Below are 15200 nucleotides of genomic sequence, written 5' to 3' on the forward strand. Positions count from 1 at the left end.
CTCGCAGCGGTGAAATGATTGATGCGCCGCACTAGCGTACGGCGCACCTCATAGATAGCCACGAAACTGACTGGACGGAAGTGCCGGAAACGTATTCCAGGCAGGTCCAGAGCGCTCGCTTAGTAGTCGTCACTCTTTTCCGGCGGTACCAGGCCCTCGATGCCGGCCAGGAGATCTTCCTCGGTCATGCGATCGAAGGTGATGTTCTCCTCGGTGTCGTCGGCGTCGGTGGCCGCGACAGCGGCGCCGGTCTGATCGGCAATCGCTTCGCCATCAGCTTCGGGCTCGTCGACCTCGACATGCTTCTGCAGCGAATGGATCAGATCTTCCTTGAGGTCGTCGGGCGACAGGGTCTCGTCGGCGATCTCGCGCAGCGCCACGACCGGGTTCTTGTCGTTGTCACGCGGCACGGTGATCGGTGCGCCCTGGCTGATCTGCCGGGCGCGGTGGCCGGCCAACAGCACCAGCTCGAAGCGGTTGTCGACCTTGTCGATGCAATCTTCAACGGTTACGCGGGCCATGGATGCCCCTTTCATGCGATGGATTTGATGGAAAACAGGCGCGGTCCATAACCCGAACGCCGCCAAAATACAAGCATCATGGCAATGGCGGGACTGCAGGGCGCTCATTCTCTGGGTCAAACACCCGATTCCGCAAAATCAGCCTGTACGTATGCGTTCGGTGTGCCGATCACAATTGCTTGCTGTGCTGCAACACGCCCTTGGATTGCCGCGAAACTGGCGCTATCTCGGATGGCATAGAGGTCAGCCGGTTTATTATGAGCCTGACCGAACGTCGCTATCGCATTTCGTTAAGACGGCCATTTATTTCGAGAAGGAATAATTTTCCATGTTCGACCCTCGTGAAAAAATCGCCCTATTCATCGACGGCGCCAATCTCTATGCGACGTCGCGCGCGCTAGGCTTCGACATCGACTATCGCAAGCTTCTGGCGAGCTTCCAGAAGCGTGGTTATCTGCTGCGCGCCTATTACTACACGGCGCTGGTCGAGGATCAGGAATACTCCTCGATCCGTCCGCTGATCGACTGGCTCGACTATAACGGCTTCAAGGTGGTTACCAAGCCGGCCAAGGAATTCACCGACTCGACGGGCCGCCGCAAGATCAAGGGCAATATGGACATAGAGCTCACGGTCGATGCGCTGGAACTCGCCGATGTCGTCGACCACTACGTCATCTTTTCCGGCGACGGCGATTTCCGCACACTGGTCGAGGCGCTGCAGCGGCGTGGCCGCAAGGTGTCGATCGTCTCGACCATGGCCTCTCAGCCGCCGATGATTTCCGACGATCTGCGTCGCCAGGCCGACCATTTCATCGACCTGACGACACTGAAGAACGAGGTTGGCCGCGATCCGTCCGAGCGGCCGGTGCGCCGGCCAGAGCCGGCCGAAGTCGACGAGGACGACTATTGAGGCCGGTCGCTTTGACCGCCCGTTCCGCATCCGAACCCGATCGCGATTGCCCGCTCTGCCCACGGCTGCATGATTTCATCGCCGAGTGGCGGCAGCGCGAACCGTCCTGGTTCAATGCGCCGGTGCCGACTTTCCTGCCGCCGGAAGGCGATGCCACGGTTCGGTTGCTTATCGTCGGACTGGCGCCTGGCTTGCGCGGTGCCAACCGTACCGGACGCCCTTTCACCGGCGACTTTGCCGGCGACCTGCTCTACTCGACCCTGATTTTGCACGGCTTTGCACGCGGCGAGTTCAAGGCTCGGCCGGATGACGGACTGGAACTGGTCGGCACGGCGATCACCAATGCGGTGCGCTGCGTCCCGCCGGAGAACAAGCCGGCGGGCGCCGAAATCGCCACATGCCGGACGTTCCTGGTGCCGACAATTGCCCGGTTCCCCAACCTGCGCGCCATACTGTCGCTGGGATCGATCGCGCACCAGTCGACCGTGCGGGCACTGGGTAGGCGTGTCGCCGCCTATCCGTTCAAGCATGGCGGACAACTGCCGGCCGGGAACATCACGCTGTTTTCGAGCTATCACTGCTCACGCTACAACACCAATACCGGCGTGCTGACCGAGGCGATGTTCGTTGGTGTTTTCAGCCAGATAGCGACATTCCTGCGGACGTAGCGGATGTTCTGCGGGAATAGAGTCTCGCGTCGGCAGACTGTCAGCGCAGCGGCGCAGACAGCACGTTCAACACCGCTGGCCCACCCTGCAGCACATTCAGGTCGACATCGCCTTCGACGCCGTCGACGCGACCCTTGTTGTGGTATTGCCAGAAGACCCAGTCGTCACGGTCCGGCTCCTGAAGCAATGAGCGAAGCCAAAGCGGGCGCGCAGTGATGCGCCCGGCATAGGTCCGCGCGGCCTCGTCGGTCAGATAGATGATTGCCGGCTTGCCGAACGCCGCCTCGACAGGCGAGAGGAACGCCGCCAGTTCGGCGCTAAGTTGCTCCGGCGTTGGCCGCTGCGGACAGTTGCCGCCGAACTCGATGTCGACGACCGGCGGCAGCAAGGGCCGATCGCGTGGTACCACCGAGATGAAATTCTTCGCCTGGTCGGCACCTGGCCGGCAGAAGGTGAAGAAATGATAGGCGCCGACAGCCAGACCGGCGGCGCGGGCCTCTTCCAGATTCCTCGCGAAGGCATCGTCGATGTGATCACCGCCTTCCGTCGCCTTGATGACGGCAAAGGCGACATCGTCGGCGGCAACGCGACGCCAGTCGATCCGGCCCTGATGATGGGAGACGTCGATGCCCCTGACCGGATATCTATCGCGGTCCGGTGAGAATGATCTGAAATAGAGATAGCCGCCCGCTGCGACGAAACATACCAGGACCAGACTGGCCAAACCCAAGAGGACAATCCGGTTCTTCAAACGAATGGCCCCAGCCTACCCGCGCTGTTTTACCTACCCACGCTCTTTCAAGAGCCGACCCTTCTCGCGCGACCAGTCGCGCTGCTTCTCGGATTCGCGCTTGTCGTGCAACTTCTTGCCGCGACCGACCGCGAGCAGCAGCTTTGCGCGGCCCTGATCGTTGAAATAGATTTTCAGCGGCACCAGTGTCATGCCTTCGCGGTCGACGCTTTGCGCCAGTTTCGCCATCTCGCGCTTGTTGAGCAGCAGCTTGCGGCGCCGGCGCGGCTCGTGGTTGAACCGGTTGGCCTGCAGATATTCCGGCAAATACGAGTTGATCAGCCAGATCTCGCCGCCTTCGACCGAGGCATAGCTGTCCTGGATGTTGGCCTGGCCCTGGCGCAGCGACTTGACCTCGGTGCCGGTCAGCACCAGACCGGCCTCGACCGTGTCGAGCACCTCGTAGGAAAACCGCGCCTTGCGGTTTTCCGAAACAGTCTTGTTGTTGGGATCGGCTTTTCTGACTTGATTCATGATGTGGAGAGGTGGCGCCTCATCGCTAATTAATCAAGCCGGCGTGCTTCATGGCCGCATCGATCTTCTCGGCGGTCGACTGTTCGATCGTGACCAGCGGCGAGCGCAGCACATTCTCGACCTTGCCCAGCTGCGACAGCGCATATTTGGCGCCGGAAACGCCAGGCTCGACGAAGATCGCCTTGTGCAGCGGCAGCAAACGGTCCTGTAGTTCCAGTGCCTTCGCGCTGTCGCCGGACAGGGTCGCCTCCTGGAATTCGGCACACAGCCGCGGCGCGACGTTCGAGGTCACCGAGATGCAGCCGACGCCGCCATGCGCATTGAAACCAAGCGCCGAAGCGTCCTCGCCCGAAAGCTGGATGAAATCCTTGCCACATGTCGCGCGCTGCTCGGAGACCCGTTCGACCTTGCCGGTTGCATCCTTGACGCCGACGATGTTCTTGAAGTCGTGCGCGAGCCGGCCCATCGTCTCCGGCATCATGTCGATCACCGAGCGCGGCGGGATGTTGTAGATGATGATCGGCAGCTTGGTCGCCCTGGCGACAGCCGCGAAGTGCTCGTACAGGCCGCGTTGTGTCGGCTTGTTGTAATAGGGCGTGACGACCAGGGCGGCATCGGCGCCGGCCTTTTCGGCATATTGTACCAGGCCAACGGCTTCCTCGGTGTTGTTGGAGCCGGCGCCGGCGACGACCGGAACGCGTCCCTTGGCCACCTCGATGCACACCTTGACGACCTGGCGATGCTCGTCATGCGACAGCGTCGGCGACTCGCCGGTCGTGCCCACGGGAACCAGTCCCGCCGTGCCCTCCGCGAGTTGCCATTCGACGAACGCGCGAAAGGCTTTCTCGTCGAAACGCCCGCTCTTTTCGAACGGTGTCACGAGCGCAGTAAGCGAGCCTCTCAGCATATCGTCCAACTCCTTGGGACTTCATTGTTTATGCAGGCCATCGTCCCAAAACCGGTATCCAGTTCTTGGGCGACATGCATCGGTGTTTTGTCGTGCGCGCCTTCTAGCCGAAAGCGAAGCGGCGCACCATAGTCTCGACATTGTTGCGCGGCAAGCATTGCGATGGTGCCAGCAGCGCAATTCGAACGGCCTCGCTAACTCTTTGTTTACGAGCTCTTCACGACCTAAGTTTAGGCTTCGAGCCTTCTCGGCCTGCTGGTAGAATGCCAGGACAGGGAAAGACGTAAAGATCATGCTGGCCAGTAGGCCTCACCTCTTCGCGCTGCTTGGCGCCACGCTCTCGCTGATGCCGGGCATGGCGATCGGCGGTAGCGTCGATGTACAGCTCACTTCGGCCATTCCGTTGCCAAGCTCGGCCATTCCGATGCCCGGTCTGCGGGACAAAGCGCAAGAAGATACCTCGCCCGGCGTCGCCCTTTTGAAGAGCGGGCTGGATGCGCTAGCGGCTGGCGACAGTACCAGCGCCCGTGCGGTGCGCGATGCCCTTCCCGCCCATTCGCTCGACCAGCACATCCTTGCCTGGGCGATCGCGCTTTATGGCGGCGACAAGGTTCCGAGCGGCGACATAGCCGCCGCGGCGAAGATGCTGCCCAACTGGCCGGGCACCGTCGCGCTGCGCAAGAACAGCGAGCGCGCACTTTATCGCGAGAACCCTGCCCCAGACATCATCATTGCGGCATTCGACGGCAGCCAGCCGCAGACATTCGAAGGCGTGATGGCGCTTGTCCGCGCCTATGTGGCATCGGGCAACGTCAAGGCGGCGCGTTCGGTGCTGTCGCCGTTCTGGCGCACCGCGATCCTGGAGGCCAAGGATGAGACGGCGCTGATCAAGGAGTTCGGCAGCTTGATCCCGGCTGCCGATCACCGTTTTCGCATGGAGCGCATGTTCTATGCCGACCGCGCAAATTCCGCACTGCGTATCGCCGATCTCGCCGGCGCGCGCCAGCTTGCGGACGCCTGGGCAGCGGTCGGTAAAGGGGACAAGAGCGCTGCCAAACTGCTGAAGGCGGTGCCGGCGGCACAACGTTCGGCCGGCTATTTGTTCGCGCAAGCCGAATATCGGCGCAAGCAACAGGATTTTGCCGGCGCCGCAGCCATTGTTACGCAGGCACCGACCGATCGCGATGCACTGGTCGATCCTGATGCCTGGTGGGTCGAGCGCCGCGTGTTGTCGCGCGAACTGGTCGACCAGGGCGACATGAAGACGGCCTACCGGACCGTCGCAAGCCACGCCGCCGAAAGTGCCACCAATGCGGCGGACGCCGAATTCCATGCCGGCTGGTACGCGCTGCGTGGCCTGAACGACCCCAAGCTCGCGGCAACGCATTTCGAGCTCATCGCCGACCTAGCGCAGGGGCCAATGACGCTGTCGCGTGCCTATTACTGGCTCGGCCGTGCGGCGGAAGTCGGTGGCCCAGGCAACGCCAAGGACTATTTTGCACGCGCCGCTGCCTATGGAACGACATTTTACGGCCAGCTTGCCGCCGAACGTGTCGGCCGGCAGGCGCTGAACATCGTCTATCCCTCGCCAAGTGCCGCCGACCGGCAGACTTTTGCCGGCCGCGAGGCGGTCAGCGCCATCAAGCGGCTGCAAGAAGCAGGCTACGACCGCTACGCCGAGACGCTCTATCGCGACCTTGCCGGGCAGTTGACCAGTCCGGGCGAACTGGCGCTGCTGGCTGTCCTTGCGGAAAAGCAGGGCAACCATTTCATGGCGCTGAAAATCGGCAAGATTGCCGGCGCGCGTGGCATCGATGTCGGCGCGCTGTCGCATCCGCTCGGCGTCATTCCCGATTCGGCCGATATTTCCGGCTCGGGCAAGGCGCTGGCCTATGCGATTGCGCGCCAGGAAAGCGAGTTCAATATCGGCGCCGTGTCGAGCGCAGGCGCGCGCGGGCTGCTGCAGCTGATGCCGGGAACCGCCAAGCAATTGGCGAAGAAGGCCAGATTGCAGTTTTCGCAGATGCGGCTGACCACCGACGCCGGTTACAATGCGACGCTGGGCGCCGCGTTCCTCGGCGAGCAGCTCGAACGCTTCAACGGCTCCTACGTACTGACTTTCGCCGGCTACAATGCCGGCCCAAACCGGGCCAGCCAGTGGGTGGCCCGATACGGCGACCCGCGCGGCAAGGATATCGATGCGGTCGTCGACTGGATCGAGCGGATTCCCTACACAGAAACAAGAAGTTACGTGCAGCGCGTGATGGAGAATTACGAGGTCTACAAGATGCGTATTTCGGGCAAATACGACATTGTTGGAGACCTGGTGAACGGGCGGAATTGAGGCATGATAGATGTGGCCGCCATCTTGTTGCGGTATTTGCCCAGCGCTCGACATCTTTGAATCGAGTCCCTTCACACCCCCCTCTGCCCTGCCGGGCATCTCCCCCGCAAGTGGGGAGATCGAATGTCACGCCGGCCTTTGCCAATCTCCAACACAACAGGATGGGCTGAGCGCCGACGCTGCCAATCTCCCTCCTTGCGGGGGAGATGGCCGGCAGGCCAGAGGGGGGTGCTGTCCCGCCAAATTTCACAATTTCCCGCGCTACTTCCTTCAATTTGACCGTCCGTGCCGCCGCCTGTAGCAGTCGCAGACGATCTACACGACGGGGGAATCCGCATGCCAAACCGCGAAGGCTTTTCCGATTTTTTCTATGCCTCAACGGATGGGCTCAAGCTTCACGCCCGGATTTATGGCGAGGCAAATGCCACCGGTTGGCCGGTCGTTTGCCTACCCGGCCTCACCCGCAATGCGCGCGACTTCCATGAGCTCGCGCTCTACCTTTCAGGCAGCGCGAAGCAACCGCGCAAAGTCATCGCTTTCGACTATCGCGGGCGCGGGAAATCCGCCTACGACCCGGACGTCAAAAACTACAATGTCGGCGTCGAGGCTGGCGACGTCCTTGCCGGGCTGGCAGCGCTCGGCGTCAACGAGGGGGCCTTCATCGGCACGTCGCGCGGCGGGTTGATCATCCATGTGCTTGGGATGATGCGGCCGGTTACGCTGAAAGCCATTGTTTTCAACGACATCGGACCGGTGATCGAAGCGGCCGGGCTTGCCCACATCCAGTCTTATCTCGAGCGCGACCGGACACCGAAAACCCGCGCACAGGCGACTGCCGCCCAGCGCGGCGTGCATGGCAAGGACTTCCCTGCCCTTGCCGGCGCGGATTGGGATCGGATGGTATGGGCTCTCTACCGCGAAACGGATGGTGGCCTGGTGCCGGATTTCGACCCGAAGCTGGTCGACACGGTTGCCGGTCTGGATCTGACGCAGCCGCTGCCTGATCTATGGCCGCAATTCGAGGCGTTGGCCGCGATCCCTCTGCTCACCATACGCGGCGCCAATTCGAAGTTGCTGTCCACAGACACTCTACAACGGATGAGAGAGCGCCATTCCAAGATGGAAGCGATAACCGTCGCAGGTCAGGGCCATGCACCATTCCTCGAGACCAGCCGCCTGCCTGACGACATTGCAGCTTTTCTCGACCGGGCCGAACAGCAGAATAGCCCTGAATAAAATTCAAGAAGAAACAGCGTCCCGCCAAAGCTACTATAGTATAGACTTGCTCTTCCAGTCGCTATTTGGCTTTTGCACTTTTCCTGGGCGCTTTCGGCAATTCCTTTGCCGCAGCGGCTTCGCCCCTTGGTTTCCGCGCTGCGGTCGGCGACGAAGGCACCGTCACAGGCGATGAAAACACGGAGCCTTGCGCGCAGTTGCCGGCCGGCTGGGCCGATCGAGGCGTTTCCAGCACGATGACACAGCCGTCGAGATCGTTGGTGGCCAGATGCGCGTAGCGCATGGTCATCGACAGCGTCTGGTGGCCTAGCCACATTTGCACGCGCCTGATGTCGATGCCGCCCTGGACAAGACGCGAGGCGCAGGTGTGGCGCAATATGTGCGGCACCACCTGGTCGTCGGCGCCGAGGCCGACTTCGGCCTTTGCATCGTTCCAGATGGCACGGAACTGTGCCTGGCTGAGCTTGGTGAACGGTCCCTTGGGCCGGCGGCCTTCGGCGGGTGGCAGCTTGATGACCTCCTTGACCCGCTCGGTCATCGGAATGGTGCGGCTGCGACCGGATTTGGTGATCCAGAAACTGACGCGATGCTCCTGAATGTCATTCCAGATCAGCCCGAGCGCCTCACCGAGACGGCATCCGCTATCGACCAGGAAGACTGAAAGCCTATAAGCGTCCTCGCTGCGGCTCTTGATGGCGGCGAACAGCCTGGCCTCTTCGTCTCTCTCGAGGAAACGAATCCGCCCCGCCCGCTCCTTCTGGCGGCGGAACTCGGGCAGGCTGTGGATATCTCCCATTTTATGAGCCTTGCGCAGCAGTTTGCTGAGAGCAGCCATCTTTCGATTGATGGTTGCGTTGCTGTTGCCGCGCTGGCGCAAGGTGCCGATAAGGTTGTCCAGGGTACTCTGGTCAAAGGCGCTGAAACGCTCCCCAAGGAGAATTTCATCTATTTCGCCGATGAACGAGCTGACATTGTACTTATGCCGCCCATCATCCCACAATATATCCCGATATGCTGAAAAAAGATCTCCAATCCTATGCGATTTTACTTCTCTTATCTTGTTGTACGTGTATTTAAACTTCGAATTTTGAGAAGAGAATACCGCAAAATGATCAGAGGGAATACCCTCTTGAATAGCTTCATTTGTCATTGTGAGCCACGCCCCCCAGTGGATTAGGTCCAGACCTAGCCGCTCGGAGACGTCCTTTCAAGAGTTTTAAGTCGGACGGTCGATTTCATCCACCCGAGGGGGATCCCACGAAATCACCTTCAGACCTTTTCAGCTACCGATTCCCCCTTTTCCTTCTTCCTGACCAAGTCCAGTCACGAAACAAAAACAGCCCGGGCGTTGAAGCGCCCGGGCTGGATTTCACCTGTAAGGAACCAGCCCTTAGAACGAGCGCTGGAAGCGGAGGATGCCGCCAATGGCGCTATCCTCACCGGCCGGAATGCCAGTCCAGTTGGAGTCGCCTTCATTGACGTAGTCGACTTCGGCCGTAACCGTGAGACCTGGAACGACGTCGTAGGCGATGTTCGCCGCCACGCCGAGGTTCTGGTCCTCGTCATACGAAATCTGGGTGTTGAACGAGGTCTTCTCGTTGAACTTGTAGGTGCCACCGCCCCAGATCGCCCAGTTGCCGCCCCACTGCTTGAAGAAGCCGCGACCGCCAGCCGGAATGGCCCAGGTCGGATCCGAGAGATTGTCATCGGAACCATAGCCGCCCATGACCCACAGCTGTATGGCGTCGCTGGCATTCACGTCCAAGCGCACCTTGCCGGCGACTTCTTCGTAGTTGCTGTCATAAGCCACGACACCGGTGATGGCGCCCCAGCCCTGCGTGTACTTCACGCCGCCGACGACATGCGGAACGTAGCTGTCGATCGAGCCCCTGCCGTAGGCACCAGGCGTGCCAGCGCCCGAGCCTTCTTCAAGGGAGACCACGGCCGAGAAGCCGTTGCCTGCATCGAAGTAGTACTGGACGACGTTGGAGTCGAAATCGCCGTAGGGAACGAGCGTATCCTGGATGACGTTGCCGGCATAGCCGATGAACGTATTGAACGCCGATTCGTCCTTACCGACGCGGAGACCACCGAGCTGGATCCAGGCGAAGTTCAGAGAAGGAGTGGCATTGCTGGCAACAGGACCGTCGCCATTGCCGAAGTTCCAGCGGGTCTCGGTGAAGGTCTTCAAGGTGCCGAGCTCGGTTTCCTGGCCGGTCCAGGTCTTCAGCGTGAAGCGGGCATTCTTGTGCCAGGTGTCGTTTTCGGTGCCGTCCTCAACGTCGGTGGCACGAGCACCATCGAAGCTGCCTTGCTCGCCGGCGCTGATGTCATAGCGGATAAAGCCGCCGATGCGCAGGCAGGTTTCGGTGCCGGGGATGTAGAAGTAGCCAGCGCCGTAGACGTCGCAAATCTTGACGTATTCAGCGGGCTCCGGCTCGGCGACGACGACGGCGTCGGCGGCGCGCGCACCGGAAACTGCGATCAGGGCCGCAGCGGAGCCGAGGAGAAGGCTCTTAATGTTCATTTTCTGACCTCCAGTCAGAATCGAACAAAGAGGTCGACGAAAAGCAGCTCGCTGCACCGTTTCCTTTGCTATTTCAAATAGATAGCCTCGAAGGCTTCAAGGCGGCCAAAAACGCTTCCCCGCAAAGGCCCTGCCTGAACCAGTCTTGAAATACCGCTCGAGCTGCCGTGCGTTGGCCTCGGTTTTAACCGCGATGTAGGTCTTCAAGGTTACCGGCAGACAGGCTTTTGTCGAAGTCACATAGCCCGATTGATGTGATTCGAACCGACGCCGAAGGTCGTTCACGCCCGATTTGCGGTTCCGGGTGGCCTGCCACCCGAAGCCCGCAGGGCGTAGGGTGGCGGAGAGGATGGGATTCGAACCCACGAGAAGCTTTTGACCTCTACTCCCTTAGCAGGGGAGCGCCTTCGACCACTCGGCCACCTCTCCGTTGCGCCGCTGGATAAAGAAAAGCGCGGGCACAATCAACAAGCCCCAGCCAATATCTCGGAAAAAGAAGCCATTATCTGAAAAAATAGCAACGCGCCGTTGCGCGGCTTTCCAAGGATGCGGCGGTTCTGCGGCAGTTTTCTGGCTAGCGACTCGGGACATGGCCATGATTCCGTCAGCCGATCGCCGGATTCGGCGGCAAACAAGGGTTGCGACGGCCCTGATGGTTAACGAGAGCTTTCTGAGTGAGGCCAAATCGTGTCATTTGTGCAACAACGCCAGGGGATAGCAGCCGAACAGCCCTTTCGCCGGTACGATCGTGGTTGAACGCCGCCGCCTCATGGGTAATGTCGGTTTCGAGGAAGCGGCGCGGTGCGCATCTTTTTCGGTAGTGGGGATGGGGCAGGGAACGCTGTCCTTCAGCAAAGAATACCCAGACCCGTTTTTTAACTTTTGACTGGAGGTCAGAAAATGAACATTAAGAGCCTTCTCCTCGGCTCCGCTGCGGCCCTGATCGCAGTTTCCGGTGCGCGCGCCGCCGACGCCGTCGTCGTCGCCGAGCCGGAACCCGCTGAATACGTCAAGATTTGCGACGTCTACGGCGCTGGCTACTTCTACATCCCCGGCACCGAGACCTGCCTGCGCATCGGCGGCTATGTCCGTTACGACATCGGCGGTGGCGACGTAGGCTCGTTCGACGGAGCGACAAGCGCCGATCACGAGGATGGTGGTAAAAGCAACGACACCTGGTACAAGAACGCCCGCTTCACGCTGAAGACCTGGACCGGTCAGGAAACCGAGCTCGGCACCTTGAAGACCTACACCGAGACCCGCTGGAACTTCGGCAATCACCAATCCGATCTGGGCAGCACCCCTCTGGGTGAGGGCGTGGATAATGGCGGCTCTGTCAACAGTGCCGGCATGAAGGGCGTTTCGTTGAACTTCGCCTGGATCCAGCTTGGTGGCCTGCGCGTCGGTAAGGACGAGTCGGCTTTCGATACGTTCATCGGCTACGCCGGCAACGTCATCCAGGATACGCTCGTTCCCTACGGCGATTTCGACACCAACGTCGTCCAGTACTACTTCGATGCAGGCAACGGCTTCTCGGCCGTGGTCTCTCTCGAAGAAGGCGAAGGCGAGGTTGGCACGATCGACAGCTACGTTCCGCATGTCGTCGGCGGCGTGAAGTACACGCAGGGCTGGGGCGCCATCACCGGTGTCGTGGCTTATGACAGCAACTACGAAGAAGTCGCCGGCAAGGTGCGCTTGGACGTGAATGCCAGCGACGCCATACAGCTGTGGGTCATGGGCGGTTATGGTTCCGATGACAATCTCTCGGATCCGACCTGGGCCGTTCCGGCTGGCGGTCGCGGCTTCTTCAAGCAGTGGGGCGGCAACTGGGCAGTGTGGGGCGGTGGCACCTACAAGTTCAACGAGAAGACCTCGTTCAACGCTCAGATCTCGTATGACGAATGGAAGAACCTCGGCGTCGCAGCGAACATCGCCTATGATGTTGTTCCTGGCTTCACCGTCACGGCCGAAGTCGACTACCTCAATGCAGGCAAGTTCGACGACGCCGACTTCTCCAACTGGACTGGCGCCACCAAGAAGAGCAGCGTCGGCGGTCTCCTCCGCTTCCAGCGCTCGTTCTAATAAATTTCGCTTCGGCGAAATTGAAAACCCGGCGGGCAACCGCCGGGTTTTTTTGCGTTGAAGCATAGCTCGGTCGGCAACTTGCACCGACCATGCGGGCAGGCTAGCAAGAAGGTCTTTTCCTTTTCAAGTGAGCCTTCGCCATGCGCCAGCGCCCTCCCCTCACGCCTCTCGTCGACGCACTTCCCTCGACGGTGCCCTTTGTCGGACCCGAAGCGCAAGAGCGCGAGCGCGGCCGCGCTTTTCGCGCCCGCATCGGTGCCAATGAGAGCAGTTTTGGGCCTTCGCCGCGCGTCATCGCCCGCATGGCCAAGATCGCCGGCGACATGTGGATGTATTGCGACCCTGACAATCACGACCTGAAGGTAGCGGTTGCCGCGCATCACGACGTGAAGGCCGAAAACGTCGTTGTCGGCGAAGGCATAGACGGCCTGCTCAGCCTGGTGGCACGCATGTATGTGGCGCCGGGCGATGCCGTGGTCACCTCGCTCGGCGCCTATCCGACCTTCAACTTCCATATTGCCGGTGTCGGCGGGCGGCTGGTCACGGTCGCCTACGAGAGCGACAGGGAAAGCCTGGAGGGCCTGCTTGCGGCGGTGCGCAGGGATAAGGCGCCGCTGGTCTACCTGTCCAACCCGGACAATCCGATGGGCAGCTGGTGGGAGGCGGGCGAGATTATCCGCTTCATCGAGGCGCTGCCGGAAACCACCATGCTGGTGCTCGATGAGGCCTATGGCGAACTCGGGCCGGCCTCGGCGTTGCCGCCGATCGATATCTCCCGGCCGAACGTCATCCGCATGCGCACCTTCTCGAAGGCTTATGGGCTCGCCGGCATACGCTGCGGCTATGCGGTGGCCGAGGCCCAGGTGATCCGTGACTTCGAGAAGATCCGCAACCATTACGGCGTCAGCCGCATGGCGCAGATCGCCGGCGTCGAGGCGCTTGCCGATCAGGACTATCTGAGGAGCGTGGTGGCGCGGGTGGCTGCCGGCCGCCGACGCATAGCCGGCATCGCCGAGCAGAACGGGTTGAAGCCACTGGAATCGGCAACCAATTTCGTCACCATCGACTGCGGCGGCGATGGCGCCTTTGCGCTGAAAGTGCTGCAAGGCCTGCTGTCGCGCGACGTTTTCATCCGCAAGCCGATGGTGCCACGGCTCGACCGCTGCATCCGGGTCAGCGTCGGCCTCGATCACGAGTTGGACATCTTTGCCGAGGAACTGCCGGGCGCACTCACCGCAGCGCGAGGGAACTAGGATTCGCCAGTAGGCAAAGCGCAATCACAGGGCGCGCTTACAAATCCAGTTCCCAGGTCTGGCCGGTCAGATCCTTGCCGAAACTGTGGTGAGGCTGCTGCGAGACCAGCCTGAAGCCGGCGCGCTCGTAAATCGCACGCGCCGCCACGAGGACGTCGTTGGTCCACAGCACCAGCTTGCTATAGCCGCAGGCGCGGGCCTGGTTCACGCATTCCGCGACCAGGCGTTTGCCGATACCCAGGCCGCGCGCAGGCGCCTCGACATGCAGCAGCCGCAGCTTTGCCACCTCGTCGTCCTGATGAACAAGGAACACCGCACCAACTGGCTCCTCGCCACGCTCGGCGATCCAGCAGAAATCGCGGCCGGGCACGAAATTGCGGATGAAATCGGCGCCAATCTCGGCAAGCATGGCCTCGAATTCGATGTTCCAGCCATATTCCTCGGCATAGAGCCGGGCCTGCCGCTGCACGACCCAGCCGACGTCGCCGATGCGGTGCGGCCGCAGCGTCACCTCGCTGCTCTCACAGGCATCGCCCAGCAATTCCCTGGCCTTGCGCAAGGCGCCACCCAGTTCCTGCAACCTGCGGTCAGGCAAATTCTCGATGAGCCGTGCCGTATCGCGATCCGCCGCAGCCTGGAGCTCCGAAAGGGCCGCCTCGCCTCTTGCCGTGAGCGACAGAATCCGCCGGCGTTTGTCGGCCGGATCGGTCCGCGTCTCGGTCAGTCCCCCACTGGCGAATTTGCGCAGAATTCGTGTCAGATACGCTGCATCGACCCGCAGTTGCCTGGCAATATCGGAAGCCGTTGGGCCCATCTCCAGATGGAAAGCCTTGGCAAGAAAGCCCCGCTCCCCAGCGGCTTCAGAAACCGCCGGACGATTAAGGTGGCCGAGTTCGAAAAGTACGCGCGCCTCCGTCAACGTGAATGCGCTTTGTGTCAGCGTCTCGTCGAGAAGACCGACGGTGCGCGTGTAGAAGCGATTGAAGCGCCTGATATCGGCCACCAGAGCCTTTCGTTCGTCCAACATTTGCGTCCAACTCCCAACGGACAGCCGCATTTTTCAAAAATTAGTGGACTGAGTCAATTAAATTTCGAAGGCAAGGGAGCACAACTGTCATGCGCTATGCTCAGGTTGCCTTCCCGGCGCAGTGCGCCAGATTCCAAGGAGATAGGCTTGGAGATCGTCATGGTTGGTCCTGGCAGGGAAGTGCGGGCGCGCGTCTACGGCAATGTTCAAGGCGTCGGATTCAGAATCTGGGCCCGGGACGAGGCCATAAGCCTCGGTCTTGCTGGCTGGATTCGCAACGAAGCTGACGGTTCCGTAACGACCCGGATTGCTGGTCTCGACGAGGCGGTCTCGACAATGATCGAACGACTGTGGAAAGGGCCGTCCGGAGCTTTGGTTTCCAGGGTCGACGTCGAGGAGTTGGCACCCGGGAACACATTTGTCGAGTTCAGGATTGTTGCATGATGGCGGATTTGATT

15 protein-coding genes and 1 tRNA gene are annotated in these 15200 nt (G+C 61.0%); 7 read left to right on the forward strand and 9 right to left on the reverse strand.

Annotated features, from left to right (window positions below):
- Window positions 1–119: 119 nt before the first annotated feature.
- The gene (gene rpoZ, locus NKJ89_RS01470; protein WP_023762094.1) at window positions 120–521 is read right to left on the reverse strand and encodes a DNA-directed RNA polymerase subunit omega; all 402 of its coding nucleotides are present in this window, start codon (window positions 519–521) and stop codon (window positions 120–122) included.
- A 328-nt stretch (window positions 522–849) separates the two neighbouring features.
- Between rpoZ and NKJ89_RS01475 the strand changes: the two genes are divergently transcribed.
- Window positions 850–1431 carry a LabA-like NYN domain-containing protein gene (locus NKJ89_RS01475; RefSeq protein ID WP_023762095.1) on the forward strand — a complete coding sequence of 194 codons (582 nt, stop codon included), beginning with the start codon at window positions 850–852 and terminating at the stop codon, window positions 1429–1431.
- 11 nt (window positions 1432–1442) lie between these two features.
- Complete coding sequence (locus NKJ89_RS01480; protein WP_352599227.1) at window positions 1443–2099, forward strand: uracil-DNA glycosylase; 657 nt, start codon at window positions 1443–1445, stop codon at window positions 2097–2099.
- A 40-nt stretch (window positions 2100–2139) separates the two neighbouring features.
- Here NKJ89_RS01480 and NKJ89_RS01485 read toward each other — a convergent pair whose 3' ends face one another.
- The 3 genes from NKJ89_RS01485 to dapA are packed head-to-tail and all read right to left on the reverse strand — an operon-like array spanning window position 2140 to window position 4270.
- A complete protein-coding gene (locus tag NKJ89_RS01485; protein ID WP_352599229.1) occupies window positions 2140–2850 on the reverse strand; it encodes a glycoside hydrolase family 25 protein in 711 nt (236 codons plus the stop codon).
- A gap of 33 nt (window positions 2851–2883) precedes the next feature.
- A complete protein-coding gene (smpB, locus tag NKJ89_RS01490; RefSeq protein ID WP_256745670.1) occupies window positions 2884–3363 on the reverse strand; it encodes an SsrA-binding protein SmpB in 480 nt (159 codons plus the stop codon).
- 25 nt (window positions 3364–3388) lie between these two features.
- On the reverse strand, window positions 3389–4270 hold the full coding sequence (dapA, locus tag NKJ89_RS01495; RefSeq protein WP_031261019.1) for a 4-hydroxy-tetrahydrodipicolinate synthase: 882 nt from the start codon (window positions 4268–4270) through the stop codon (window positions 3389–3391).
- Window positions 4271–4562: 292 nt separating this feature from the next.
- Between dapA and NKJ89_RS01500 the strand changes: the two genes are divergently transcribed.
- Together NKJ89_RS01500 and NKJ89_RS01505 are read left to right on the forward strand one after the other, a co-directional pair.
- A complete protein-coding gene (locus tag NKJ89_RS01500; RefSeq protein WP_352599231.1) occupies window positions 4563–6614 on the forward strand; it encodes a lytic transglycosylase domain-containing protein in 2052 nt (683 codons plus the stop codon).
- A gap of 336 nt (window positions 6615–6950) precedes the next feature.
- Window positions 6951–7850, forward strand: coding sequence for an alpha/beta fold hydrolase (locus NKJ89_RS01505; protein ID WP_352599233.1), 900 nt, complete (start codon window positions 6951–6953; stop codon window positions 7848–7850).
- A 61-nt stretch (window positions 7851–7911) separates the two neighbouring features.
- Here the strand turns inward: NKJ89_RS01505 and NKJ89_RS01510 are convergent, their stop codons facing one another.
- From NKJ89_RS01510 to NKJ89_RS01525, 4 genes are all read right to left on the reverse strand, one after another.
- Window positions 7912–9000, reverse strand: a complete 1089-nt coding sequence (locus NKJ89_RS01510) for a tyrosine-type recombinase/integrase (RefSeq protein WP_352599235.1) — start codon at window positions 8998–9000, stop codon at window positions 7912–7914.
- Window positions 9001–9240: 240 nt separating this feature from the next.
- Window positions 9241–10377, reverse strand: a complete 1137-nt coding sequence (locus tag NKJ89_RS01515) for a porin (protein WP_352599237.1) — start codon at window positions 10375–10377, stop codon at window positions 9241–9243.
- A gap of 338 nt (window positions 10378–10715) precedes the next feature.
- A tRNA-Ser gene (locus NKJ89_RS01520) sits at window positions 10716–10806 on the reverse strand.
- Window positions 10768–10968 carry a hypothetical protein gene (locus NKJ89_RS01525; RefSeq protein ID WP_352599238.1) on the reverse strand — a complete coding sequence of 67 codons (201 nt, stop codon included), beginning with the start codon at window positions 10966–10968 and terminating at the stop codon, window positions 10768–10770. Before NKJ89_RS01525 ends, NKJ89_RS01520 begins: the two co-directional genes overlap by 39 nt.
- A gap of 309 nt (window positions 10969–11277) precedes the next feature.
- Between NKJ89_RS01525 and NKJ89_RS01530 the strand changes: the two genes are divergently transcribed.
- Together NKJ89_RS01530 and NKJ89_RS01535 are read left to right on the forward strand one after the other, a co-directional pair.
- On the forward strand, window positions 11278–12459 hold the full coding sequence (locus NKJ89_RS01530; RefSeq protein ID WP_352599240.1) for a porin: 1182 nt from the start codon (window positions 11278–11280) through the stop codon (window positions 12457–12459).
- A gap of 143 nt (window positions 12460–12602) precedes the next feature.
- A complete protein-coding gene (locus NKJ89_RS01535) occupies window positions 12603–13715 on the forward strand; it encodes a pyridoxal phosphate-dependent aminotransferase (RefSeq protein ID WP_352599242.1) in 1113 nt (370 codons plus the stop codon).
- A gap of 37 nt (window positions 13716–13752) precedes the next feature.
- Here the strand turns inward: NKJ89_RS01535 and NKJ89_RS01540 are convergent, their stop codons facing one another.
- Window positions 13753–14742, reverse strand: a complete 990-nt coding sequence (locus NKJ89_RS01540) for a bifunctional helix-turn-helix transcriptional regulator/GNAT family N-acetyltransferase (protein ID WP_352599244.1) — start codon at window positions 14740–14742, stop codon at window positions 13753–13755.
- 159 nt (window positions 14743–14901) lie between these two features.
- Between NKJ89_RS01540 and NKJ89_RS01545 the strand changes: the two genes are divergently transcribed.
- On the forward strand, window positions 14902–15186 hold the full coding sequence (locus NKJ89_RS01545) for an acylphosphatase (protein WP_352599351.1): 285 nt from the start codon (window positions 14902–14904) through the stop codon (window positions 15184–15186).
- The last annotated feature ends 14 nt before the right edge of the window (window positions 15187–15200 follow it).

This window comes from Mesorhizobium sp. M0047, assembly GCF_040323315.1.
In the GTDB taxonomy this organism is placed as follows: domain Bacteria; phylum Pseudomonadota; class Alphaproteobacteria; order Rhizobiales; family Rhizobiaceae; genus Mesorhizobium.